Here is a 25,072-nt window from a genome sequence, read left to right as displayed (position 1 = left end):
GGTCATGTTAAGGCGCTGCTAAACTGGTGGACGAAGTGCTTCAATGGCGAGCGCGAGCGTGACGGCGGCATAAAGCGCCGCGGCGGCAAGGCCGAGGAACGGCAGGCCCAGGATCGTGCCGAGTGCCAGCACCACGAGGTACGCCGGCGGATCGCCCCATCCGGCGGGTCGCGCCGCCGGCATCGCGCGATGGCCGAGCGCGCCGAGCACCACCAGCACCAGCGCCAACAGCCGCGCGGTCAGCTCCCCGGTCTGTGCGTCGAGCGCGTGGCCGAGCAGCAGCGCGGCGAGCGCCGGCACGCCCAGCGCCGTCCAGCCCATCAGGCGCGCCAGCAGTTCCTCGTCGCGCAGCCACGCGAAGGTAGCGACCAGCATCGCGCCGGCCACGCCCACGGTGCCAAGGATGAGGCCGGCGACCAGCTGGCCGAACCACAAGGCGACCAGGCCGGCGAGCGCCGTCGCCGCCGCGCCGCCCGCCAGCGCGCCGGTGGGCAGGTGGCGGCGCATCAGCGCGGGCATGGCGACGCGTGCGAGCGGGCGCACCACCCAGCGATTGAACCAGCCCGGCCGCGCGGCAAGCGTCGCGCCGACCACCGCACGGCTGCGCGCCTCCAGCGTGTCGCGTCGCGCTTCGACGCCATGGCCGCCGCGCGGCTTGCCCTCGGGCAGCACCAGCCGCAGCGTGCCGGCCTGCGCCGCGACGTGGAGCAGCGCGGATTGCACGTCATAATCGCGAGGCATGGCGGCGACCTGCGACAGGAGCCCGCTATCCACGCGGGCGATCCCGGCCCAGGCATCGCCGCCGCCGATCAGCTCGTACCCGGCATCGGCCTCCGCCTCGGGCACGACGAGCAGCGCGTCGGCATGTTCGCGCGCCAGCGGGCCGAGCACGGTATCGGTGGTGATGAGGCCGTCCGCCAGCACCAGCAGGCGCGCGAGCGGATGGAGCCGCGCGGCGGCCTCCGCGGCGCTGCGCACCGTATCCACGGTGACACCACGCCCGCCGATCCGCGCCACCGCGCCGAGCAGCTCGGGCGTCAGCCGCGCGACCACCACCACGATCTGAGAAACGCCGGCGGCGATAAGCAGCCGCGCCTGATATTCGATCACCGTCATGCCGGCGAACGGCAGGGTGGCGGCAAGCGTGCCCGTCGGCTCGTCCGCATCCCGAACGGCAAAGATCAGCCCTGCAAGCATCGGGCGCTGTTAGGGATTGTCGAGCGGCGGAGCAATCATCAAGCGGGCGGAAACACCCCGAAATTCCGCTGCGTCTACGGGCGGTTCAAAGCCGCGCGATCACCGCGCGCAGGCGTTTGAGCATGGCGGGATCACCGACCGGACGCCGCGTCGCCTCCGTCGCCATCGCCACCAGGCGCACGGCACCGAAGCTGGCGGCCAGGCCCTTGATGCGCCAGCATGCGGCGCGCCATGCATCCTCGTCGGCCGCATCCTCCAGCCCCGCGAGGCCGCGCCGCGCACTGTCGACAAATGCCGCGCGCAGTTCGGCGATCAGTGCAGGATCATCCCCCACCGCCGCCGCCAGCGCCGCATCGATTGCTCCCGGATCGATCGCCATTCGCACGACGCTACAATGAAACGCTTAATCGCAAGTTGCCGCTATTCGCTTTGAAGGCCGGGATTTCATGGTACATCTCGCCGCCATGACCGGGGGGCAGACGATCACCGATATTCGTGCGAGCGACGCAAGCGACACGACCACCATGGCGGCAGCGGCCGTGCCGGCCGAGCCGGCGGCGCCCGATCTGGGGGCCGCGCCCGTCGAGGCCGCGCACGACGAGCCGGCAACCTATGCACCCGCGTTCGACGACGTGACGCCGCGCCCGGCGTGGCAGCACCCTGCACCGATCGCGCTGATGGCGATTGCGGTGATCTGGATCGGTGTGCTGCTGTGGCTGGCGCGCGATCAGCTTGGCACCATGCGCCCGCTGGAGATGGCGCAATTCGCCGCGGCGCTGGTCGCGGTACCGGCGCTGGCCGGCATCGTGTGGCTGATCCTGCTGCGCACCAGCCGGACCGAAGCGCTGCGCTTCACCGCGACGGCGCATGCGATGCGCGAGGAAGCGGCGGCGCTAGAATGGCTGGTCTCCTCGCTAACCGGCACGCTGGAGGAAAACCGCGGGCGGCTGGCGGAACAGGCGCGGCAGATCGGCACGATCGGCAACGAGGCCAATGCGCGGCTGGCGGCGATCGGCCGCGGGCTTTCGGAAGAGATCGACCAGGCGGACGTCCATGCCCGCTCGCTCGCCGAAGCGGCGGACAAGGCGCAGACGAGCCTTGCCGCGCTGCTCGACGCGCTGCCCAAGGCGCAGAACGAGGCGGAGGCGCTGATCGGTCGTATCGAGGGCGCGGGCAATGCGGCGGCCGCACACGCCGCGACGCTGGAGGCGCAGATCGCCGCACTTGCGACGCGCGGGCGCGAGGCGGAAAGCGTGGCCGAGGCGGCAGCGGAAACGCTCGCCGGGCATCTAGCGCGGATGGAAGAAACCAGCGCAGTCGCGGGCACCCGGCTGGAAGCGGTGACGGGCGAGATGTCGGCGACCGTCGACGCCTTGCTCACCCGCACCGCCGATGCGGTAGAAAAGTCGCGCAAGAGCCTGTCGGTGCAGGGCGATGCGATGCTGGCGATGGTGAACACCAACCAGGCCGCGCTCGACACGGCGGCGCGCGAAAGCGCCGAGGCGCTGGCCGAGCGCGTGGCGCGGATCGAGGCGGTGATCGAGCGGATCGCCGAGCGGCTCGACAGCCAGCGTGCGGCCGGCGACGGGCTGGTCGGCGACCTGGAAGGCGGCATCGCGCGGGTCGAGGGCCAGCTCGGCCGGCTGCATCAGCAGGGTGTCGAGCGGTCGCAGACACTGGCCGCCTCGATCAGCGCACTCGGCGGATCGGCCGATGCGATGACGCAGGCGCTGGCCGCGGGCGATGCGATGGCGACCAAGGCGATCGGCACGACCGAGGCGCTGCTGATGGCGCTCGACGCCGCCGCGCGCGAGATCGACGAAACGCTGCCCGCGGCGGTCGACCGGCTCGATTCGCGCGTGGTCGCCGCCAAGCAGGTGGTGGCGGCGGCAAAGCCCGAGCTGCTGGCGCTGGTGACGGCGGCGGAAAGCACGCATTCGGCGATCGAGGCGATCGCGCAGGTGATCTCGGACCAGCGCGGCAATGTCGACATGCTCACCGGCAATCTGCTGGAGACGCTTGCGACGGGCCGCGCCAAGGCCGATGCGATGGGGCAGATGGTGGACGAAGCCGCCGACCGCGCCAATCGCTTCGCGGAGGAGGCCGCGCCGCGCCTCATCGAAATGCTGCTGCGGGTGCGCGACACCGCGAGCCAGGCGGCCGAACATGCCCGCGAAGTGCTGGGCCGGGTGATCCCCGAAGCGGCCGACGCGCTGGGCAAGTCGGGCGCCGACGCGCTGCGCCGCGCGGTGAATGCCGGGCTCGACACGCAGATCCACCAGATCGCGACCACCGCCGAGGTGGCGGTCAAGGCCGCCTCGCAGGCGGCCGACCGGCTGGACGAGCGGCTTAAGGAGATCGAGACCGTCTCCGCCGCGGTCGAGACGCGGATCGACCGGGCGCGGACCGAGCGCGAGGAGCAGGAGCTGGAAAGCTTCGCGCGGCGCGCCTCGCAGCTAATCGAGGTGCTGAATTCCGCCTCGATCGACATCACGCGACGCTTCTCCGCCGACGTGTCCGACAGCGCGTGGGCGGCCTATCTGAAGGGCGACCGCGGCGTCTTCACGCGGCGTGCGGTGCGGCTGCTCGACGAGGTGGATCAGGCGCAGATCGCCGATTATTATCACAGCGACGACGCTTTCCGCGACCAGGTGAACCGCTACATCCACGATTTCGAGGCAATGCTGCGCGTGATCCTGACGCAGCGTGACGGGTCGCCGCTGGGCGTCACCCTGCTGTCGTCGGATATGGGCAAGCTGTATGTCGCGCTGGCACAGTCGATCGAACGGTTGAGCTGATCGGGCGATCGGAGGCGCGGATTGGCTCCTGGCGTGATCTCTGCGCAGATTGCCTGATTGGCGCGCTGCTTGCGCCAACCGCAGCACCAATTCCCGTGATCAGCAGGTTATTCCATAACCTTGGCGCAGACCGGGTTCAGTTGCGGTAACACGGCTCGGGCAGGCGGCGAGTTTCAGGACCGCCTTCCCACCTGGACCCCGGCCTTCGCCGGGGTGGCGTTGTTTTTAGGGGTGAGTTCGGCCGTCCCCACGACGGGTGTGTCGCGGGGTGAACGGCGCCCGCCCCTGCCCGATCAATATTTGGTCATGTCGACCATATCGGGGGTGATCCATTCGAACACATAGTTTGCGTAGAAGAGTGCAAACAGGATCGTCGCGACGATCGTGACGCGCAACGCCACCTTGCCGGGGGCGAAATCATGCGGGGCGCTTTCGGCCTGGCCCTTCACGCGCTCTATTCCTGCCTCGTCGCTGGTGCGTACCCCGAAGGGTAGCACCAGGAAGACGGAGAAGGTCCAGAACAGGATGTAGATGGCCAGTGCCGAGGTCCACCGCATGACGCCTCAGACCTCCAGAAGCAGCACGTCGACGATCGGCTTCTTGCCCGTCCAGCGCGTGGCGCAGCGGCGCACCGACAGGCGGATGTCCTCGCGCAGGCGATCGCGGTCGCGCGCGCTGCCCTTCACCGCCTCGGCGGCGGCATCCTCGGCCTCGGCGATGAACTCGGCCTGCTCTTCCTCGACCGGGATGCCCTGCAGGCGGACCTGCGGGGCGCCGGCGAGACGGCCGTTCTTGGTAACGGCAACCGCGACCGAGATCTGGCCGTAGAGGCCGAGGCGGCGACGCTCGTTGATCGTCGCACCGTCGGCGGGCAGGATCACGTCGCCGTCGAGGACGAGGCGACCGACCTGCGCATGGCCGATCTTCTCGGCCTTGCCGGGGGCCAGACGGACGAGATCGCCGTCGGTCTGTACCAGCGCATTGGGAATGCCCTGCGCCTGGCCGAAGCGGGCATGCTCCATCAGGTGGCGCATCTCGCCGTGGACCGGCACCAGCAGCTTGGGCCGCAGCCAGCCGTAGAGCGCGGCAAGCTCGGGCTGGCCGGGGTGACCGGAGACGTGGACGTGCGCCTGCTTTTCGGTCACCATCTTCACGCCCTTGCCGGCGAGCGCATTCTGGATGCGGCCGATGGCGACTTCGTTGCCGGGGATCTGCTTGGACGAGAAGATCACCGTGTCGCCCGAATCGAGCTTGATCGGGTGGCTACCGGCGGCGACGCGGGCGAGCGCGGCGCGCTCCTCCCCCTGCCCGCCGGTGGCGACGATCAGCACCTCGTTGCGCGGCAGGCGCATGGCTTCGTCGGGCGAGATGGTGTTGGGAAAATCGCGCAGATAGCCGCACGCCTTCGCCACCTTGATGATGCGATCGAGCGAGCGGCCCGCGACGCACAAGGCGCGGCCGGTTTCCTCGGCCACCTCGCCCAGCGTCTGGAGCCGCGCGGCGTTCGACGCAAAGGTCGTCACCAGCACGCGGCCGCGCGCCTTAGCGACCGTTTCCATCAGGCCGGTGCGCACGGTGCTCTCAGAGCCCGACGCCTCGGCGTTGAACACGTTGGTCGAATCGCAGACCAGCACGTCGATGCCCTTGTCGCCGATCGCGGTGAGCTGTTCGGCCGAGGCCGGCTTGCCGATCACCGGATCGGCATCAAGCTTCCAGTCGCCGGTATGGAAGACACGGCCGGCCGGCGTGTCGATCAGCAGCGCGTTCGCTTCGGGAATCGAGTGCGACATGGGCACGAATTCGAAGCCGAACGGGCCGACCTTGAAGCCCTGGCCGGGCTGGATCACGCGCAGCTTGATGCGGTCGGCGATCCGCTCCTCCTCCAGCTTGTGGCGGATGAGCCCGGCGGTGAAGGGGGTGGCGTAGATCGGCACGCCGAGTTCGTCGGCGAGATACGGCAGCGCGCCGATGTGATCCTCATGCCCGTGAGTGATGACGATGCCGTCGAGCCTGTCGAGCTGTTCCTCGATGAAGCTGAGGTCCGGCAGCACGAGATCGATGCCGGGATATTGGTGATCGGCGAAAGTTACGCCGCAATCCACCATGACCCAGCGGCCGCGGCTGCCGTACATGTTTACGTTCATGCCGATCTCGCCCGAGCCGCCGAGGGCGCAGAAGAGAAGTTCGTTGTTCTTGGAAATCACAGTCGTCCTTGATGGTCACCCGCGACGATGCCGTGGGTGCAGGCGCGGGTAGGCGCCATACTTTCGGAGCCTCTTTGTATGGGAGAGGCTGTTCCCCAATCTCTTCGTCATCCCGGACCCGATCCGGGATCCATCCCTCCGCGAGCGCTGGGGGCTCAAACGGAGCGAAGCGCTCGCGGCACCTTGGATCCCGGCGCAAGGCCGGGATGACGCTTGAATCTCAATGCCCGATATGGGCGCGCTCCCACATGATCGCCAGCCCCTGGATGGTAAGATCGGGCTCGATCGCGTCGAAGACGTTCGTATGCTGCTCGAACAAGGTGGCGAGGCCGCCGGTCGCGACGACCTTGGCCGGGCGGCCGATCTCCGCCTTCATGCGCGTGACCAGACCTTCGATCATCGCGATATAGCCCCAATAAACGCCGATGTTCATCTGATCGACGGTGTTGCGGCCGATCACGCCGACGTGCGCCTTGGGCGCCTCGATCGCGATGCGCGGCAGCTTGGCGGCGGCATTGACCAACGCATCGAGCGACAGGTTGATGCCCGGCGCGATGATGCCGCCCTTATAGGCGCCGTTGAAGTCCGACACGTCGAGCGTCGTGGCGGTGCCGAAGTCGATGACGATCAGGTCGCCGGGATGGAGCGCGTGCGCGGCGATGGTGTTAACCGCGCGATCGGCGCCGAGGCTCTGCGGCTCGTCGACGTCGAGCGCGACGCCCCATTCCACCGGCGGGCGGCCGGCGATGAGCGGATCGTGGCCGAAATATTTGGTCGAGAGCACTTCGAGATTGTGCATGGCACGCGGGACGACGGTGGAGATGATCACGCCCTCCACGTCGGACCGCTGATACCCCTCCAGCGCGATCAGCTGGCTGAGCCACACGGCATATTCGTCTGCGGTGCGGCGCGGATCGGTGGCGATGCGCCAGCGCGTCTTGATCTCGCGCCCGCCGCCCTCGCCGATCGCGACCAGCGCAAAGACGACATTGGTGTTCCCCGCATCAATCGCGAGCAGCATCGACCTCTCCGTTAAACCAGGAACACATCGCCCGCATGGATGACATGCACGCGCCCATCCGCCAAGCGCAGCCGTAGCGCGCCATCGGGCGCAAGGCCATCGTAAGCGCCGGTGATCGTCCTGCCATCCGCCAGATTGGCGTTGAGCGGCGTGCCGGGCGGGTGGGCATGCGCCTCCCATTGCGCGACCACTGGGGCGAGCCCCTCGGTGCGCCAGCGGTGCAGCCAGCGCGCGAAAGCGGTGGTGAGGTGCTGGTAAAGTTCCTCGGCGGAGTGGATCCACAACCGCCCGGCAAGGCTGGCGGTGCGGCGTCCCTCGATCGAAGGATGGCTGGCGAGGTTGACGCCGAAGCCCGCGACGATCGCGTCGCCCTGCCGCTCCAGGAGAATGCCCGACAGCTTGGCGCCATCGAGCAGCAGGTCGTTGGGCCATTTGATCGTCACTGCCGGGCAGCCGAGGGTCGCGATCGTCTCGGCCAGCGCGACGGCGCAGACGAGGGCGAGCGAGGCGGGCGACGGGTCGCCAGGTCGCGCGCGCACCAGCGTGCTGGCGAAGAGATTACCCGCGGGCGAGCTCCACGCGCGGCCCTGACGGCCGCGCCCGGCGGTCTGCTTCTCCGCGCGCAGCCAGGTGCCTTCCGGCTCGCCCTCGCTGGCGAGCGCGAGGAGATCGGCGTTGGTGGAGCCGGTCTCGCCGACCGTCAGGATGCGAGCCAGCGCGCTGCCCTCAGAACAGCGCCTGCGCCGCTGCCATGGTCCAGCCGCCGAGCAGCGGGATGGCGAGATAGCCGAGCGGCGAGACGACAACGGCAGCAGCGGCGATCAGGCCGCCCTCCAGCTTGTCGCCTTCGCCGAACTCGGCGGTCGGCTCGTCGAAGTACATCGTCTTGACGACGCGGAGGTAATAATAGGCGCCGATCGTGCTCGCCGCGATGCCCACCACCGCGAGCGGGAAGAGCCCGGCGCGCACCGCCGCATCGAACACCGCAAACTTCGCCCAGAAGCCGAAAAGCGGCGGGATGCCGGCGAGGCTGAACATGAAGATGGCGAGCGCAGCGGCCAGACCGGGGCGCGTGCGCGACAGGCCGGACAACGACGCGATCGTCTCGATCGGCTGACCGTCCGACGCGCGCATCTGCAGCACGACCAGGAACGAGCCGAGCGTCATGACGACGTAGATCGCCATGTATGTCAGCACCGCGGCGACACCCTCCGGCGTACCGGCGGCCAGGCCGATCAGCGCGAAGCCGACGTTGTTGATCGACGAATAGGCGAGCAGGCGCTTGATGTTGCTCTGCCCGATCGCGGCGACCGCACCGAAGATGATCGAGGCGAGCGCCGCGAAGATCACGATCTGGCGCCATTGCGCTTCGGCCGGGCCCATCGCCTCGATCGCGACGCGGGCGGCAAGGCCCATGGCGGCGACCTTCGGCGCGGAGGCGAAGAACGCCGTTACCGGGGTCGGCGCGCCCTCGTAAACGTCGGGCGTCCACATGTGGAACGGTACGGCGCTGATCTTGAACGCGATGCCCGCGAACACGAAGACGAGCCCGAACATCAGCCCGATCGACTTGCCGTCGCCCGACAGCGGGGCTGCGGCATAGGCGCCGGCGATCTCGTAGAAGAGCGTGGAGCCGGTGAAGCCGTACACCAGGCTGATGCCGTAGAGCAGGATGCCGCTGGCGAGCGCGCCGAGCACGAAATACTTCAGCCCCGCCTCGGCCGAGCGCTGGTCCTGCCGCATGAAGCTGGCGAGGACGTACGCCGCAAGGCTCTGCAGCTCGAGGCCGATGTAAAGCGTCAGCAGGTCGCCGGTGGACACCATGATGCCCATGCCGATCGCCGAGAGGAGGATCAGCACCGGATATTCGGGGCGCAGATCGTCACCCGCCGTGCGCTCGAAAAAGCTCGGCGCGAGCAGGATCGCCACCGCCGCCGCGATGTAGATCAGCACCTTGGAGAAGCCGGCGAAGGCGTCCGCATGATACATGCCGTCGAATGCCGACAGGCCGCTCGTCGCGGGGCCGATCAGCGCGAGGCACGCGCCGCCGAGCACCGCCACCGCGGTCCACGACACGGCGCGCGTCGACGACGGACCGCCCCAGGCAGCCACCAGCATCAGCGCCAGCGCGCCGAGCGCCAGCACGATCTCGGGAAGGGTCATCGCGACCTGCGATGCGTAGGTCATTTAGTGCGCCTCCCCGTGCGCGATAGGTTCAGCATGGGCGGCGGGAACGATCCCGGTGCCGGGCGTCGGGCGCGAGTCGCTCACCGGCTGGGCACGCTCGATGCGGGCGAGCAGCCGCTGGGTATCGGCGCGCATCGGCGCGATGAAGCTTTCCGGATACACGCCCATCCACATCACCACGGCGGCGATCGGCGCGAGCAGCCAGAGCTCGCGGCGCGACAGGTCGGGCATGGCGCGGACTTCGTCGGACTTGATCTCACCCCAGACGACGCGGCGGTACAGGTACAGCATGTACGCCGCGCCCAGGATGATGCCGGTGGTGCAGAGCAGCGCGATCGTGGTCGACACCTGATAGGTGCCCATCAGCGCGAGCAACTCGCCCGGGAAGTTGCTGGTGCCCGGCAGGCCGATCGAGGCCATGGTGAACAGCAGGAACAGGATGGCGTAGCGCGGCATGTTGTTCGCAAGGCCACCGTAGCGCGCGATCTCGCGGGTATGCAGGCGATCGTAGATCACGCCGACGCACAGGAAGAGCGCACCCGAGACGAGCCCGTGGCCCAGCATCACCAGCATCGCACCCTCGATGCCCTGCGCGTTGAACGCGAACAGGCCGATGGTAACGATCGCCATGTGCGCGACCGACGAATAAGCGATCAGCTTCTTCATGTCGGACTGCACCAGCGCGACGAGGCTGGTGTAGATCACCGCCACCGCGCTGAGGCCGAACACCAGCCAGACGAGCTGCGCCGAAGCCTCCGGGAACATCGGCAGGCTGAAACGCAGGAAGCCGTAACCGCCGAGCTTCAGCAGCACGCCCGCCAGGATCACCGAGCCCGCCGTCGGCGCCTGCACGTGCGCGTCGGGCAGCCAGGTGTGGACCGGCCACATCGGCATCTTCACCGCGAAGGAGGCGAAGAAGGCGAGCCACAGCCAGGTCTGCACCTCGGGCGGGAAGTCGTAATTCATCAGCGCCGGGATCGACGTCGTATCGGCGGTGATGCTCATGTAGAGCATCGCGATGAACATCAGCAGCGAGCCGAGCAGCGTGTACAGGAAGAACTTGTACGACGCGTAGATGCGGTTCGCGCCGCCCCAGATGCCGATGATCAGGAACATCGGAATGAGGCCGGCTTCGAAGAAGATGTAGAACAGGAAGATATCCTGCGCCGCGAAGGTGCCGATCATCAGCACCTCAGTCAGCAGGAACGCCGCCATATATTCCGGCACGCGCTTCTCGATCGCCTGCCACGAGGCGCCGATGCAGATCGGCATCAGGAAGACGCTCAATGCGATCAGCAGCAGCGCGAAGCCGTCGATGCCGAGCGCCCAGGCGAAGCGGCCGAACAGCGGGGCATATTCGACGAACTGCCACTGCGCGCCGCCCACGTCGAAGCTGAGCCACAGGATCACGCCGAGCGCGAGATCGGCGAGCGTCGCGCCCAGCGCGAGCCAGCGCGCGCTCTGCGCGGACAGGAAGAGGCAGACGACCGCGGCGATGGCCGGGATCGCGAGCATCAGCGAAAGGATCGGGAAGGAAGTCACGCGTTAACGTCCGTTCGCCCTGAGCAGATAAGGAATGGGGTGAGGCTCATCCTGCGATCACCCAGGTTGCCGCGGCGGTCAGACCGATCAGCATGACGAAGGCATAGGTATAGACGTACCCCGTCTGCACCCGGCCGGCGACGCGGCTGGAGAGTGCCACCACCCACGCCGACCCGTTCGGGCCGAAGCGGTCGATCGTGCCTTCGTCGCCCTTGTGCCACAGCAGCCGTCCGATCGCGAAGGCGGGCCGGACGAACAGCAGGTGGTACAATTCGTCGAAATACCATTTGTGCGCAATGAAATCGTACAGCGCGTCGAAAGTCGTGGTGAACCGCTTCGGCAGGTCGGTGCGGCGGATGTAGGCCATCCACGCGCCGAACAGGCCGATCAGCATCACGATCGTCGCGGCGAGTTTCACCATCAGCGGCACGGCATGCATTTCGTGCATCAGATGTTCGTTGAAGAACAGGCTGCCGCGCCAGAACGTCTCTCCCGCCTCCGGCTCGATGAACCAGTGATGGAAGACGAAGCCGGCGAACACCGCACCGAGCGACAGCACGATCAGCGGGATCAGCATGACCAGCGGGCTTTCGTGCGGGTGATACCCGCCGGTGCCCGTCGGCACTTCCTCCGCGTCGGGGCCGTGCGCGTGCGGCGAATGGCCGGCATCCTCGTGCGCGACGCCGCCACCATGCGCCTCGGCAGCATGGTCGTCCGCATCCTGGACCGGGTGATCGTGATGATGCGCGTCGTGAACCGCGTGCTGGATATGCTCCGACCCGGCCCAGCGTGGCTTGCCCCAGAAGGTGAGGAACATGAGACGCCAGGAGTAGAAGCTCGTCAGCAGGGCCGCGATCGTCCCGACCCAGAAGGCACCCTGCCCGCGGCCGGACGCCCAGGCCACTTCGAGGATCGCATCCTTCGAATGGTAGCCGGCGAAACCACCCACGCCATAGATGCCGACGCCCGTGATCGCGAGCGTGCCGAGCAGCATCGCCCAGAAGGTGATCGGGATGTGCTTACGCAGGCCGCCGTAGAAGCGCATGTCCTGCTCGTGGTGCATCGCATGGATGACCGAGCCGGCACCCAGGAACAGCAAAGCCTTGAAGAAGGCGTGCGTGAACAGGTGGAACATCGCTGCGCCATAGGCGCCAACGCCCGCGGCGAAGAACATGTAGCCGAGCTGCGAACAGGTCGAATAGGCGATCACGCGCTTGATGTCGGTCTGCGTCGTGCCGATCGTTGCGGCAAACAGACAGGTCGCGGCACCGATACCGGTGACGAAGGTCAGCGCGGTGGGCGATGCCTCGAACATCGGCGACAGGCGGCAGACCATGAAGACGCCCGCGGTGACCATGGTCGCGGCGTGGATCAGCGCCGATACTGGGGTCGGCCCCTCCATCGCGTCCGGCAACCAGGTGTGGAGGCCGAGCTGCGCCGACTTGCCCATCGCGCCGACGAACAAGAGCAGGCAGAGCACCGTCATGGTGTCGAAGCGATAGCCGAGGAAGCCGATCGTCGAACCGGCCATGCCGGGCGCGGCCTGAAGGATCGCGGGGATCGAGACGGTGTCGAACACCAGATAGGTGCCGAAGATGCCGAGCATGAAGCCAAGGTCGCCGACGCGGTTGACGACGAACGCCTTGATCGCGGCGGCCTGCGCGCTCGGCTTCTTGAACCAGAAACCGATCAGCAGATAGCTGGCGAGACCGACGCCTTCCCAGCCGAAGAACATCTGGATCAGATTGTCGGCCGTCACCAGCATCAGCATCGCAAAGGTGAACAGCGACAGATAGGCGAAGAAGCGCGGCTGATCCGGGTCCTCGCTCATATAGCCCCAGCTATAGAGGTGGACGAGCGCCGACACGCTGGTGATCACCACCAGCATGACGCTGGTCAGCGCATCGACGCGCAGCGACCAGGATGCGTCAAACGAACCCGAGGTGATGAAGTGCAGCACCGGCGTGACGCTGGCTGCCATGCCGCCGGTCATGAAGCCGATGAAGATCGGCCACGACAAGGCGCACGACACGAACAGCGCACCGGTGGTGATGCCCTTGGCGACGGTGCCGGGAATCGACTTGTTGCCGAAGCCCGCGACGATCGCCGCGAGCAGCGGCAGGAAGACGATGAAGAGGATCGAGGTCACGGGTCGTTCAGCCCTTCATCCGGCTGGGATCGTCAACCGAGATCGAGCCCCGGCCGCGGAAGAAGATGACGAGGATCGCCAGCCCGATCGCCGCCTCGCCGGCGGCGACGGTCAGCACGAACATCGCGAACACCTGGCCGACGAGATCGCCCAGCGCCGCGCTGAACGCGACGAGATTGATGTTCACCGCCAGCAGGATCAGCTCGATCGCCATCAGAATGACGATGATGTTCTTGCGATTGAGGAAGATGCCCAGCACGCCCATCGTGAACAGCAGCGCCGCCACGACGAGATAGTGGATGAGCCCGATCGACCCGTTCACAGCTGCACCCCCTGTCCGATTTCCGGCCGCATGTTGCGCGTCGCGTCCTGCGGACGGCGCGCCACCTGCTGCGCGATGTTCTGCGGGCGGACGCCCTGGCGCTGACGATGGGTCAGCACGATCGCGCCGATCATGGCGACCAGCAGCACCAGCCCCGCGCCTTCGAACACGAAGAGATAGCGCGTGTAGAGCAGGTTGCCGATCGCCTGGATGTTGGGGATCGTCGGATCCACCGGCGCGCCGCGACGGGCAAGATCGACACCGCCCGCGCTCCATGCGCCGACTGCAATCAGGATCTCGCACACCAGTGCGACCGCCAGCACCAGCCCGATGCCGAAATAACGAACAAAACCAGCGCGCAATTCGGCGAAGTCGATGTCGAGCATCATGACCACGAACAGGAACAGCACCGCGACCGCGCCGACATAGACGATGACGAGCAGCATCGCGATGAACTCGGCGCCGACCAGGACCATCAGCCCCGCCGCGTTGAAGAACGCCAGGATCAGCCACAGCACGCTGTGCACCGGATTGCGCGAGGCAATCGTCATCGCGCCGGAAACCAGCACGACGATCGCGAAAATGTAGAAGGCGATGGCCTGGATCATGCCGCCACCCCTGAAAGCCGTTGAATCATCGCGCGCCGCCTATCGGTATGCCGCGTCGGCGGCAAGGTTCGCCGCGATGGCGCTTTCCCAGCGATCGCCGTTATCGAGCAGCTTGGCCTTGTCGTAGATCAGCTCTTCGCGCGTCTCGGTGGCGAATTCGTAGTTCGGCCCCTCGACGATCGCATCGACCGGGCACGCTTCCTGGCACAGGCCACAATAGATGCACTTGGTCATGTCGATGTCGTAGCGCGTCGTGCGGCGGCTGCCGTCGTCGCGGGGCTCGGCCTCGATCGTGATCGCCTGTGCCGGGCATACCGCCTCGCACAGCTTGCACGCGATGCAGCGTTCCTCGCCATTGGGATAGCGGCGCAGCGCATGTTCGCCGCGGAAGCGCGGCGACACCGGATTGCGCTCGAACGGATAGTTGATCGTCGCCTTGGACTTGAAGAAATACTTCAAGGTCAAGGCGTGCGCCTTCACGAACTCCCAGAGCGTGAAAGCCTTGATCGTCGATGCGATACCCATATCAGATCCCAACCCGGTTCAGCATCAGCACGCCGGACACGAGGAATACCCAGAACAGCGAGACCGGCAGGAACACCTTCCAGCCCAGCCGCATCAGCTGGTCGTAGCGGTACCGCGGCACCGTCGCCTTCACCCAGCTGAAGCAGAAGAAGAAGAACAGGATCTTGGCGAACAGCCAGATGATCCCCGGCACGTAATACAGCGGCGCCCAGTCGAGCGGCGGCAGATAGCCACCCCAGAACAACGTCGCGTTGAGCGTGCACATCAGAATGACATTGGCATATTCGCCAAGCCAGTAGAGCGCGAAGCTCATCGACGAATATTCGGTCTGGTAGCCCGCGACGAGCTCCGATTCCGCCTCGGTCAGGTCGAACGGTGCGCGCTGCGTTTCCGCGAGCGACGAGATGAAGAACATCACCGCCATCGGGAACAGCAGCGGGTTCAGGAAGAAGCCGTTGACCGGCGTGTTCAGGACGCCACGCTGCGCCTCGACGATCGAGGTGAGGTTGAACGATCCCGCCCACATCACGATCGAGATCAGGATGAAGCCGATCGCGACTTCATAGCTGACCATCTGCGCCGCGGCGCGGATCGCGGAAAAGAACGGATATTTGGAGTTCGACGACCAGCCCGCGAGGATGATCCCGTACACGCCGAGCGACGACGCCGCGAGGACGTAGAGCAGCCCGACGTTGATGTCGGCGAGCACCACGCCGATGTCGAACGGCACCACCGCCCAGACGATCAGCGCCACGGTGAAGGTGATGATCGGCGCGAGCAGGAACAGGCCGCGATTGGCCGCTGCCGGAACGATCGTTTCCTGCAGGAAGACCTTGAGGCCGTCCGCGAAGGATTGCAGCAGGCCGAACGGGCCGACCACGTTGGGGCCGCGGCGTAGCGCCATGGCAGCCCAGATCTTGCGATCGGCATAGATGATCATCGCGACGGCGAGCATCAGCGGCAGCGCGATCACGAGGATGCCGATCAGCGTGGCGAGGAACCACGCCCAGCCGTAGCTCATCGTGATGTGAAGCGCCGACAGGCCGAACAGATTGAAGTCTTGGAAGAAGGCGGTCATTCCGCGGCCTCCGCGAAGGTTTCGCCGTGCACGAGCTCGGCCGAGCAGCGCTGCATCGTCGGCGAGGCGCGGCAGATGGCGTTGGTCAGGTAGAAGTCCTTGATCGGATAGCCGGCGAGCACGCCCTGCGCCTCGGTGCCGAGCGACGGCGGGTTCCAGGCAAAGGTCACCAGACCCTCTTGAGCAAGATCGGGGCAGTCGAGCGCCATGGCGGCACGCAGTTCCTCGATCGTGTCGAACGGCAGGACGTTGCCCAGCCGCTCCGACAGCGCACGCAGGATCGTCCAATCCTCACGGGCATCGCCCGGCGGGAATACCGCGCGATTGCCACGCTGCACGCGGCCTTCGAGGTTGACGTAGGTGCCCGACTTTTCGGCATAACTTGCGCCCGGCAGCACGACATCGGCCGCAGCCGCGCCCTTGTCGCCGTGGTGGCCGATATAGACCTTGTATCCGGTGAACTTGGCGAAGTCCGCCTCGTCCGCACCAAGGAAGAACGCGAGCTTCGCGCCGTGAAGCGCTGAAATCCCGTCCTTTTGTGCATAGCCGAGCATCAGCCCACCCATGCGCGCGGCGGAGAAGTGCACGACATTGTAGCCGTTCCAGCCGTCACGCACGAGGTTCAGCGATTTGGCGAGCTCAAGCGTGGCGCCCTGCGCACCCTTCAGCGCGGCGCCGCCGACGATCACCGCCGGCCGCTCGGCCTTGCCGAATGCCTCGGTCACCGCCTCAGGCAGATCGCCCAGCACGGCCAGATCGTCGCCGAGCCACTCGACCTTGTAGGTCAGCTCGGTCTCGGGGCCGATCGCCCACACCTTGGCGCCGCGCTTGATCGCCTTGCGCACCCGCGTGTTGACGAGGCTCGCCTCCCAGCGGAGGTTGGTGCCGACCAGCAGGATCGCGTCCGCGCGCTCCACACCCGCGATGGTGGTGTTGAAGTTCACCGCGGCGAGGCTCGACGTATCGTACGTCATGCCGGTCTGCCGCCCTTCGAGCAGCGACGAGCCCATCGACTTGAGCAAAGCCTTGGCCGCGAACATCGTCTCGCAATCGACGATGTCGCCCGCCACGGCGGCGACGCTGTCACCGGCGGTCCTGGCGACGTCCGCAATCGCGGCGAACGCCTCGTCCCAGCTTGCGGGCACGAGCTTGCCGTCGCGGCGCACATAGGGGCGGTCGAGCCGGCGGCGCACCAGGCCATCGACGGCGTGGCGCGTCTTGTCGGTCGCCCACTCCTCGTTCACGTCCTCGTTGATGCGCGGCACCGCGCGCAGCACCTGCCGGCCACGGCTGTCGAGCCGGATGTTGGTGCCGACCGCGTCCATGACGTCGATCGTCAGCGTCTTCTTCAGCTCCCACGGCCGCGCCTCGAAGGCATACGGCTTGCTGGTCAGCGCGCCGACCGGGCACAGGTCGACCACGTTGCCGCTGAGCTCGCTCGTCACCGCCTCTTCGAGATAGGAGGTGATCTGCATGTTCTCGCCGCGATAGATCGCGCCGATTTCCTCCACGCCCGATACTTCCTCGGCGAAGCGGACGCAGCGCGTGCACTGGATGCACCGGGTCATGACCGTCTTGACGATCGGGCCCATGTACTTCTCGGTGACGGCGCGCTTGTTCTCCTGGAACCGGCTCTGGCCGCGGCCGTAGGCGATCGACTGATCCTGCAGATCGCACTCGCCGCCCTGATCGCAGATCGGGCAATCGAGCGGGTGGTTGATCAACAGGAATTCCATGATGCCCTCACGGGCATGCTTCACCATCGGCGTGGTGGTGAAGACCTCCTGGTTGTCCGCCGCCGGCAGCGCGCACGACGCCTGCGGCTTGGGCGGGCCGGGCTTCACCTCGACCAGGCACATGCGGCAATTGCCCGCGATGCTCAGCCGCTCGTGATAACAGAAACGCGGGATTTCCTTGCCAGCCGCCTCGCACGCCTGGAGCACGGTGGCTCCGGCGGGCACCTCGACCTCGATCCCATCTACCTTAAGCTTGGGCATTATTCTGCAGCTTCCTGCATGGGGGCGAGACCGCCGCCCTGACGTTCGGTGATGCGGCGTTCCAGCTCGGGGCGGAAATGCTTGATGAGGCCCTGGATCGGCCAGGCCGCGGCGTCGCCCAGCGCGCAGATCGAGTGGCCCTCGACCTGCTTGGTGACCTGCTGGAGCATGTCGATCTCACCGATCTCGGCGTCACCGGTGCGCAGCCGCTCCATGACGCGCCACATCCAGCCGGTGCCTTCGCGGCACGGCGTGCACTGGCCGCAGCTCTCGTGCTTGTAGAAGTACGAGATGCGGCTGATCGCGCGGACCACGTCGGTGGACTTGTCCATGACGATGATGGCCGCGGTGCCGAGGCCCGAGCCGACCGCCTTCAGGCCGTCGAAGTCCATCGGCGCGTCCATGATCTCCTTGGCCGGCACCAGCGGCACTGACGAGCCGCCCGGGATGACGGCCAGGAGATTGTCCCAGCCGCCGCGAATGCCGCCGCAATGCTTCTCGATCAGCTCGCGAAACGGGATGCTCATCGCTTCCTCGACCACGCAGGGCTTTTCGACATGCCCGCTGATCTGGAACAGCTTGGTGCCCTTGTTGTTCTCGGCGCCGAAGCTGGAGAACCATTCCGCACCGCGCCGCAGGATCGTCGGCGCGACCGCGATGCTCTCGACGTTGTTGACCGTCGTCGGGCAGCCATAAAGCCCCGCACCCGCCGGGAACGGCGGCTTGAGGCGCGGCTGGCCCTTCTTGCCCTCGAGGCTCTCGATCATCGCGGTTTCTTCGCCGCAGATGTACGCGCCAGCGCCGCGATGGACGAAGACGTCGAAGTCGTAGCCCGAGCCGCAGGCGTTCTTGCCGACGAGACCGGCGTCATACGCCTCCTGCACGGCGGCGAAGAGCGTTTCGGCCTCGCGGATATATTCGCCGCGGATGTAGATGTACGCGGCGCGCGCGCGCATCGCGAAGCCGGCGACCAGCGCGCCCTCGATCAGCTTGTGCGGATCGTGGCGGATGATCTCGCGGTCCTTGCACGAGCCGGGCTCGGACTCGTCGGCGTTGATGACCAGGAAGCTCGGCCGCTCGGGGCTCGGCGTCTTGGGCATGAACGACCATTTGGTGCCGGTCGGGAAGCCCGCGCCACCGCGACCGCGCAGGCCCGAGGCCTTGATCACGTCGATGATCTTGTCCTGCCCGAGATCGAGCAGCGCCTTGGTATTGTCCCAATCACCGCGCTGGCGGGCGGCCTGCAGCGTCCACGGCTGATAGCCGTAGAGGTTGGTGAAGATGCGGTCCTTGTCCGTTAGGGACGTGATGACGCTCATGCGCTCGCTCCCACGGCCGGCGCGTTCCACTCGGAACGGTAATCGTGATTCTCGTTCACCATCGCGGTGAGCGTGGTCGGCCCGCCAAGCGGCTCCACCGTGTGGCGGCCCGGCTCCTGCGTCCCCGCCTTGGGCTGCTCGCCGCGTGCCAGCGCGTCGAGGATCGCGATCGTGCGATCGTAATCGAGGTCTTCGTAATTGTCGTCGTTGATCTGCACCATCGGGGCCGAGGCGCAATTGCCCAAGCATTCGACTTCGGTCAGCGTGAACAGGCCGTCGGGCGTGGTCTTGCCCTTGATCAGCCCCTTGTTCTTGCACGCCGCCATCACGTCGTCCGACCCGCGCAGCATGCACGGCGTGGTGCCGCAGACCTGCACGTGGAAGCGGCCGACGGGGGCCAGGTTGAACATCGTGTAGAAGGTCGCAACCTCGTACACGCGGATGTACGCCACGCCGATCTCGCGCGCGACGAACTCGATCACGGGCACGGGCAGCCAGCCTTGCGTCTGCGTCTCGGCGCCGACCTGGCGCTGTGCGAGGTCGAGCAGCGGGATCGAGGCGGACTGCTCGCGACCGGCCGGATAGCGCGCGAGGATCGCATTGCGCTTTTCACGGCTTTCGTCGGTCCACTGGAAATTGCCCCAGCGGGCGCGAACCTCTGCCTCGTCTGGGATCTGGGGTGCGTCAGCCATCAGCGGTCACATTCACCAAAAACGATATCCATCGCGCCGAGAATGGCGGTGGTGTCCGCAAGCATGTGGCCGCGGCTCATGAAATCCATTGCCTGGAGGTGCGAGAAGGCGGTCGGGCGGATCTTGCACCGGTACGGCTTGTTGCTGCCGTCCGAGACCAGGAACACGCCGAATTCGCCCTTGGGGCTTTCGGTCGCGACATACACTTCGCCCGCGGGGACGTGATAGCCCTCGGTGTAGAGCTTGAAGTGATGGATCAGCGCTTCCATCGACTGCTTCATCTCGGCGCGCTTGGGCGGCACCACCTTGCGGTCGAGCGAGGCGATCGGCCCTTCGGGCATTTCAGCCAGGCACTGCTTCATGATCCGCGCGGACTGGCGGACTTCCTCGACGCGCACCATGAAGCGATCGTAGCAATCGCCCTTGGTGCCGACCGGGATCTCGAAATCCATCCGGTCGTACACGTCGTACGGCTGCTGCTTGCGCAGATCCCACGGAATGCCGGCGGCGCGGATCATCGGGCCCGAGAAGCCCCAGCGGATCGCGTCGTCGCGGCTCACCACCGCGATGTCGACGTTTCGCTGCTTGAAGATGCGGTTGTCGGCGACGAGGCTGATCGCATCCTCGAACAGGCGCGGCAGGCGCGTGTCGAGCCATTCCGCGATGTCGGTCAGCAGCTTCAGCGGCACGTCCTGGTGAACGCCGCCGGGACGGAAATAATTATGGTGCATGCGCGCACCGGTCGCGCGCTCCAGGAAGCCGTAGCAATCCTCGCGAATCTCGAACAGCCACAGGTTCGGCGTCATCGCGCCCACGTCCATGACGTGCGACCCGAGGTTCAGCATGTGATTCGAGATGCGCGTCAGCTCGGCGAAGAACACGCGCAGATATTGCGCACGCAGCGGCACTTCGATGTCGAGCAGCTTCTCGATCGCCAGCACGAAGCTGTGCTCCATGCACGCCGGCGAGCAATAATCGAGGCGATCGAAATAGGGGATCGCCTGCGCATAGGTCTTGTATTCGATCAGCTTCTCGGTGCCGCGATGCAGCAGGCCGACGTGCGGATCGATCCGCTCCACGATCTCGCCGTCGAGCTCCATGACGAGCCGAAGCACCCCGTGCGCCGCGGGGTGCTGCGGGCCGAAGTTGATCGTGTAGTTCTGGATCGCGACATCGCCATGGGTGTCGTGCGCGTCATCGAGCGCGCCGACGGTCTTCGCGACGGCGGGATCGACGTTGGGGTCTACGAGCGTATCGGTCACTGGTTCTGCCCTCCCTTGCCGGGAACGACATCGGGGTCGGATGGCTTGGGTGTCGCGTTGGGGTGCGGGTTGCCCGCGCCGGTTTCGGCGGTGCTTTCCGCGTCTTCCTTGGCATAGGGCTGGCTGGGCGCATCGGCCGGCTTCTTGTCCGACTGATCGTCGCCAGCCTTGCGGATCTGCTCCGCCGTCACCGGCGTCGGCGCACCCTTGGCCTGCGGCAACGCGGCCTTTTCGTCACCCGGCAGCACGTATTCGGCGCCTTCCCACGGGCTGGTGAAATCGAACGTGCGGAAATCCTGCGCGAGCTGCACGGGCTCGTACACCACGCGCTTCGCTTCTTCCGAATAACGCAGCTCGACATAGCCGGTCAGCGGGAAGTCCTTGCGCTGCGGGTGGCCGCGGAAGCCATAGTCGGTCAGGATGCGGCGCAGGTCCTGGTTGCCGGCGAACAGCACGCCGTACATGTCGTACACCTCGCGCTCGTACCAGCCGGCGACCGGCCACAGCTCGGTCACGCTCGGCACCGGCGTGTCCTCGCTGGCGGTCACATGGACGTGCAGGCGATGGTTGCGGGTGAGCGAGAGGAGGCAATAGACCACCTCGAACCGCTCCTCGCCGCGATCGGGGTAATCAACCCCGGCGATGTCCATCAGCTGCTGATATTCGAGGCCAGGCGTGTCGCGCAGCGCCGTCAGCGCCGCGATCAGGTGATCGCGGTGGACGTGCAGCTGGATCTCGCCGACGTGCGCAAAGGCGTCCTTCAGCCCGTTCGGAATGGCGGAACGCGCCGCATCGAGCGTCGCGTCGTTGAGCTCATAGGCCCAGCGGGGTGCCGGCGCCTTCACCGTTCGATGCTCCCCGAGCGGCGGATCTTCCGCTGCAGCTGCATGATGCCGTAGAGCAGCGCCTCGGCGGTCGGCGGGCAGCCCGGGACATAGATGTCGACCGGCACCACGCGGTCGCAGCCGCGCACGACGCTGTAGCTATAGTGATAATAGCCGCCGCCGTTGGCGCACGAGCCCATCGAGATGACGTATTTCGGCTCCGACATCTGATCGTACACGCGGCGCAGCGCCGGGGCCATCTTGTTGCACAGCGTGCCGGCAACGATCATCACGTCCGACTGGCGCGGGGACGCGCGCGGCGCGGCGCCGAAGCGCTCCAGATCGTAGCGCGGCATGTTGACGTGGATCATCTCCACCGCGCAGCAGGCGAGGCCGAACGTCATCCACCACAGCGAGCCGGTGCGCGCCCACTGGAACAGCTCCTCGGTCGAGGTGACGAGAAAGCCCTTGTCGGTCAGTTCGCCGTTCAGATCGTTGAAGAAGCCGGGATCGGGCTGAACGAGGCCCGTGCCGCTCGAAATGGGGCGGGCGTCGCGCGGCAATTCTACGGGGCCGGAGTGCATGGTCATTCCCAATCCAGTGCGCCCTTTTTCCAGGCGTAAACAAGGCCGAGCGCAAGCTCGCCGATAAAGATCATCATGCTGATCCAGGCCGTCCAGCCGAGATCAAACACGCTGACCGCCCACGGAAATAGGAACGCGGCCTCGAGATCAAAGATGATGAAAAGAATTGCAACAAGATAGAAACGCACGTCAAATTGCGCGCGGCTGTCTTCGAATGCGGGAAAGCCGCACTCATATTCGCTCAGCTTTTCGACCGAAGGCTTGTGCGCGCCGGTCAGCCGCGCAACGGCCATGGGCAGAAACACGAACGCCGACGAAAGCACGAGGGCCACGCCGAGGAACATCAGGATCGGCAGGTATTGCGACAGGTCAACCATCGGCGCTCTTTCGGGGCTTTTCTCGCACAGGCGATCGGAACAGGGCGAACGGAACGGGGGCGCTTTAGGCCCGCCGGGCTGGCGGGGCAAGGCATGGGGCCGGTGAGAATCACTCGCATCTGGCAAGGGGTGGCCGCGTGTCGGGCCTTCGGCTAGCAACCGGCGGCATGACAGCTTTAACGCAACGCGAGGAACAGGCGGTGGCGGCGGCGCATGCCTCACCCATGCTTGAGCGGACGCGCGCCTGGTCGGCAGTGAACAGCGGCACGGGCAATATCGACGGGCTGGCGCAGGTGGCCGAGATGCTGGCGCGCGACTTCGGCGCCCTGCCCGGCACATTGCGGCTGGTCGCGGCGAGCGCGGCCGAGCGCGTGGGTACCGACGGCAGCGTCTCGGCGGTGCCGCACGGCCAGCATCTGCACCTATCGGTACGCCCCGATGCACAACGACGCCTGCTGCTGACCGGGCATATGGATACGGTCTATCCGGCGGATCACCCGTTTCAGACGCTGACCGATCGGCCGGACGGCACGATCAACGGGCCGGGCGTCGCCGACATGAAGGGCGGGCTGGCCGTGATGCTCGCCGCGCTCGAAGCGGTGGAGGCGGTCGGCTGTCCGATCGGCTATGACGTCGTGATCAATTCCGATGAGGAGACGGGCTCCTTCTCGTCGGCCGAGCTGATCGCGGCGACCGCGCGGGGGAAGCTCGCGGCGCTGACATACGAGCCGGCGCTGCCGGACGGCACGCTGGCGGGCGCGCGCGGCGGAACGGGCAATTTCTCGATCGTGGTGCGGGGCCGCGCGGCACACGCCGGGCGCAATCCCGAGGACGGACGCAACGCGATCGTCGCCGCCGCTGCGCTGGCGCTGGCGCTGAACGCCGCCAAGAGCCCGCGGCTGTCGGTGAACCCGGCGCGGATCGATGGCGGCGGGCCGAACAATGTGGTGCCCGACCTTGCCGTGCTGCGGGTCAACTTTCGGCCGAAGGACCTCGCCGAGATCGATCGCGCGCGGGCGTCGATCGATACGGCCGTCGCCGACGTCGCCGCCGCGCACGATGTGTCGATCGAGGTGCATGGCAGCTTCAACCGCCCGCCCAAGCCGATCGACGCGGGCGCGCAGCGCTTGTTCGATCTGGTGCAGTCGGTCGGCGCGGACATGGGCCTGCCGATCGCCTGGCGCGACACGGGCGGCGTGTGCGACGGCAACAACATCGCCGCCGCCGGCACGCCGGTGATCGACACCATGGGCGTGCGCGGCGGGGCGATCCACTCATCGGACGAATATCTGATCGTCGACAGCCTGGCCGAACGCGCCGCTTTGTCCACGATCACCATCCTGCGACTGGCGGAGAACGGCTTGTGACTTTCGTGGTTCGCGCGGCGCGCGACGAGGATCTGGCGCATCTGTACGAGATGGCGAAGCTGACCGGGGGTGGCTTCACCAACCTGCCGCCCGATCGCAGCGCGCTGCGCGCCAAGCTGGAGCGCAGCCACGCCGCCTTCGCGCGCGAGGAAGAGGGCGTGGAGGACGATCTGTTCGTCCTGATTCTGGAAAACACCGCAACGGGTGAGGTGCGCGGCACCTGCCAGATCTTCACCCAGGTCGGGCAGCGGCACCCCTTTTACAGCTATCGTATCAGCATGCTGACGCAGCACAGCCGCGAGCTCGACCGGACGTTCCGCGCCGAGATGCTGTCGCTGACCACCGATCTCGAAGGATCGAGCGAGGTCGGCGGGCTGTTCCTGCACCCCGGCGAGCGCGCGGGCGGGCTCGGCCTGTTGCTGGCGCGCAGCCGCTATCTGTTCATCAAGGCGCACCGCCAGCGGTTCGGCGACCGGATCCTCGCCGAATTGCGCGGGGTGATTGACGAGGCGGGCGGCTCGCCCTTCTGGGACGGCTTGGCGGGGCGCTTCTTCGGGATGAATTTCCAGGATGCGGACGCGTTCAATGCGATCCACGGGCATCAGTTCATCGCCGACCTGATGCCCAAGCATCCGATCTATACCGCCATGCTGTCCGAAACGGCGCGCGCCGCGATCGGCCTGCCCCACCCGTCCGGCCGCGCGGCGATGCGGATGCTGGAGAATGAGGGGTTCGCGTTCGAGAAGTACGTCGACATCTTCGACGGCGGGCCGACGATGACGGCGCGGATCGATGCTGTCCGTTCAATTCGCGACGCGCAGGAAGCGCGCGTCGCGGCGATCGGGCGCGATGCCGGCACCGAGGCGCTGGTGGCGCACGGGCGCTTGTCCGACTTCCGCTGCGCCTTCGGCACGGTGCGCGGCGCCGATGGGGAAATCGTGATCGATCCCGATTGCGCCGCCGCGATCGGGGCGGATGCGCAATCGACCGTGCTGCACGTCGCGCGGGTCTGAGCGAGA

23 protein-coding genes are annotated in these 25,072 nt (G+C 66.8%); 3 read left to right on the top strand and 20 right to left on the bottom strand.

Annotation, left to right across the window (positions count from 1 at the left end; all coding sequences use genetic code 11):
• Nucleotides 1-18: 18 nt before the first annotated feature.
• Both SPDO_RS05955 and SPDO_RS05950 read right to left on the bottom strand, forming a co-directional pair.
• A complete protein-coding gene (locus tag SPDO_RS05955) occupies nt 19-1,197 on the bottom strand; it encodes a hypothetical protein (RefSeq protein ID WP_088366562.1) in 1,179 nt (392 codons plus the stop codon).
• Nucleotides 1,198-1,282: 85 nt separating this feature from the next.
• Nucleotides 1,283-1,576, bottom strand: a complete 294-nt coding sequence (locus tag SPDO_RS05950; RefSeq protein WP_088366561.1) for an Hpt domain-containing protein — start codon at nt 1,574-1,576, stop codon at nt 1,283-1,285.
• 67 nt (nt 1,577-1,643) lie between these two features.
• Between SPDO_RS05950 and SPDO_RS05945 the strand changes: the two genes are divergently transcribed.
• On the top strand, nt 1,644-3,995 hold the full coding sequence (locus SPDO_RS05945; RefSeq protein WP_245829226.1) for a coiled-coil domain-containing protein: 2,352 nt from the start codon (nt 1,644-1,646) through the stop codon (nt 3,993-3,995).
• A gap of 293 nt (nt 3,996-4,288) precedes the next feature.
• Here SPDO_RS05945 and SPDO_RS05940 read toward each other — a convergent pair whose 3' ends face one another.
• From SPDO_RS05940 to ndhC, 18 genes are all read right to left on the bottom strand, one after another.
• The gene (locus tag SPDO_RS05940) at nt 4,289-4,552 is read right to left on the bottom strand and encodes a DUF1467 family protein (protein WP_088366560.1); all 264 of its coding nucleotides are present in this window, start codon (nt 4,550-4,552) and stop codon (nt 4,289-4,291) included.
• Nucleotides 4,553-4,558: 6 nt separating this feature from the next.
• Nucleotides 4,559-6,196, bottom strand: a complete 1,638-nt coding sequence (locus SPDO_RS05935; protein WP_169716248.1) for a ribonuclease J — start codon at nt 6,194-6,196, stop codon at nt 4,559-4,561.
• 223 nt (nt 6,197-6,419) lie between these two features.
• Complete coding sequence (locus tag SPDO_RS05930) at nt 6,420-7,220, bottom strand: type III pantothenate kinase (protein WP_088366559.1); 801 nt, start codon at nt 7,218-7,220, stop codon at nt 6,420-6,422.
• Between the two features lie 11 nt (nt 7,221-7,231).
• Complete coding sequence (locus SPDO_RS05925; protein ID WP_088367004.1) at nt 7,232-7,927, bottom strand: biotin--[acetyl-CoA-carboxylase] ligase; 696 nt, start codon at nt 7,925-7,927, stop codon at nt 7,232-7,234.
• Nucleotides 7,928-7,946: 19 nt separating this feature from the next.
• Nucleotides 7,947-9,407: an NADH-quinone oxidoreductase subunit NuoN gene (gene nuoN / locus SPDO_RS05920; RefSeq protein ID WP_088366558.1), complete on the bottom strand. Its 1,461-nt coding sequence runs from the start codon at nt 9,405-9,407 to the stop codon at nt 7,947-7,949.
• Nucleotides 9,408-10,949, bottom strand: coding sequence for an NADH-quinone oxidoreductase subunit M (locus SPDO_RS05915; RefSeq protein ID WP_088366557.1), 1,542 nt, complete (start codon nt 10,947-10,949; stop codon nt 9,408-9,410).
• Nucleotides 10,950-10,995: 46 nt separating this feature from the next.
• A complete protein-coding gene (nuoL, locus tag SPDO_RS05910) occupies nt 10,996-13,098 on the bottom strand; it encodes an NADH-quinone oxidoreductase subunit L (protein WP_088366556.1) in 2,103 nt (700 codons plus the stop codon).
• Between the two features lie 7 nt (nt 13,099-13,105).
• A complete protein-coding gene (gene nuoK, locus SPDO_RS05905; RefSeq protein ID WP_076743936.1) occupies nt 13,106-13,408 on the bottom strand; it encodes an NADH-quinone oxidoreductase subunit NuoK in 303 nt (100 codons plus the stop codon).
• A gap of 8 nt (nt 13,409-13,416) precedes the next feature.
• Nucleotides 13,417-14,028 (bottom strand): NADH-quinone oxidoreductase subunit J, encoded by a 612-nt coding sequence (locus SPDO_RS05900; RefSeq protein WP_088366555.1) that lies wholly within the window; start codon nt 14,026-14,028, stop codon nt 13,417-13,419.
• A 39-nt stretch (nt 14,029-14,067) separates the two neighbouring features.
• Entirely contained in the window at nt 14,068-14,553 is a 486-nt protein-coding gene (nuoI, locus tag SPDO_RS05895; RefSeq protein ID WP_088366554.1) for an NADH-quinone oxidoreductase subunit NuoI, read from the bottom strand.
• Between the two features lies 1 nt (nt 14,554).
• Entirely contained in the window at nt 14,555-15,631 is a 1,077-nt protein-coding gene (gene nuoH, locus SPDO_RS05890) for an NADH-quinone oxidoreductase subunit NuoH (RefSeq protein WP_425441929.1), read from the bottom strand.
• Entirely contained in the window at nt 15,628-17,628 is a 2,001-nt protein-coding gene (gene nuoG, locus SPDO_RS05885; protein WP_088366553.1) for an NADH-quinone oxidoreductase subunit NuoG, read from the bottom strand. Before nuoG ends, nuoH begins: the two co-directional genes overlap by 4 nt.
• Nucleotides 17,628-18,947 (bottom strand): NADH-quinone oxidoreductase subunit NuoF, encoded by a 1,320-nt coding sequence (gene nuoF, locus SPDO_RS05880; protein WP_088367002.1) that lies wholly within the window; start codon nt 18,945-18,947, stop codon nt 17,628-17,630. The genes nuoG and nuoF overlap by 1 nt, the downstream gene beginning before the upstream one ends.
• Nucleotides 18,944-19,639 (bottom strand): complex I 24 kDa subunit family protein, encoded by a 696-nt coding sequence (locus tag SPDO_RS05875; RefSeq protein WP_088366552.1) that lies wholly within the window; start codon nt 19,637-19,639, stop codon nt 18,944-18,946. The genes nuoF and SPDO_RS05875 overlap by 4 nt, the downstream gene beginning before the upstream one ends.
• Nucleotides 19,639-20,805: an NADH-quinone oxidoreductase subunit D gene (locus SPDO_RS05870; RefSeq protein ID WP_088367001.1), complete on the bottom strand. Its 1,167-nt coding sequence runs from the start codon at nt 20,803-20,805 to the stop codon at nt 19,639-19,641. The genes SPDO_RS05875 and SPDO_RS05870 overlap by 1 nt, the downstream gene beginning before the upstream one ends.
• A 92-nt stretch (nt 20,806-20,897) precedes the next feature.
• Nucleotides 20,898-21,746: an NADH-quinone oxidoreductase subunit C gene (locus SPDO_RS05865; protein ID WP_088366551.1), complete on the bottom strand. Its 849-nt coding sequence runs from the start codon at nt 21,744-21,746 to the stop codon at nt 20,898-20,900.
• On the bottom strand, nt 21,743-22,309 hold the full coding sequence (locus SPDO_RS05860; RefSeq protein WP_088367000.1) for a NuoB/complex I 20 kDa subunit family protein: 567 nt from the start codon (nt 22,307-22,309) through the stop codon (nt 21,743-21,745). The genes SPDO_RS05865 and SPDO_RS05860 overlap by 4 nt, the downstream gene beginning before the upstream one ends.
• A 2-nt stretch (nt 22,310-22,311) precedes the next feature.
• On the bottom strand, nt 22,312-22,686 hold the full coding sequence (gene ndhC / locus SPDO_RS05855; protein ID WP_088366550.1) for an NADH-quinone oxidoreductase subunit A: 375 nt from the start codon (nt 22,684-22,686) through the stop codon (nt 22,312-22,314).
• Between the two features lie 167 nt (nt 22,687-22,853).
• On the opposite strand from ndhC, the gene SPDO_RS05850 reads away from it, so the two are divergent.
• The gene (locus SPDO_RS05850) at nt 22,854-24,053 is read left to right on the top strand and encodes a hydrolase (protein ID WP_088366549.1); all 1,200 of its coding nucleotides are present in this window, start codon (nt 22,854-22,856) and stop codon (nt 24,051-24,053) included.
• Entirely contained in the window at nt 24,050-25,066 is a 1,017-nt protein-coding gene (locus SPDO_RS05845) for an arginine N-succinyltransferase (RefSeq protein WP_088366548.1), read from the top strand. Before SPDO_RS05850 ends, SPDO_RS05845 begins: the two co-directional genes overlap by 4 nt.
• The last annotated feature ends 6 nt before the right edge of the window (nt 25,067-25,072 follow it).

Origin of the sequence: Sphingomonas dokdonensis, assembly GCF_002197685.1 — a bacterium.
Lineage (GTDB): Bacteria > Pseudomonadota > Alphaproteobacteria > Sphingomonadales > Sphingomonadaceae > Sphingomonas > Sphingomonas dokdonensis.
The sequence above is the reverse complement of the archived record's forward strand: the minus strand, read 5'-3'. Positions and strand labels throughout refer to the sequence as shown.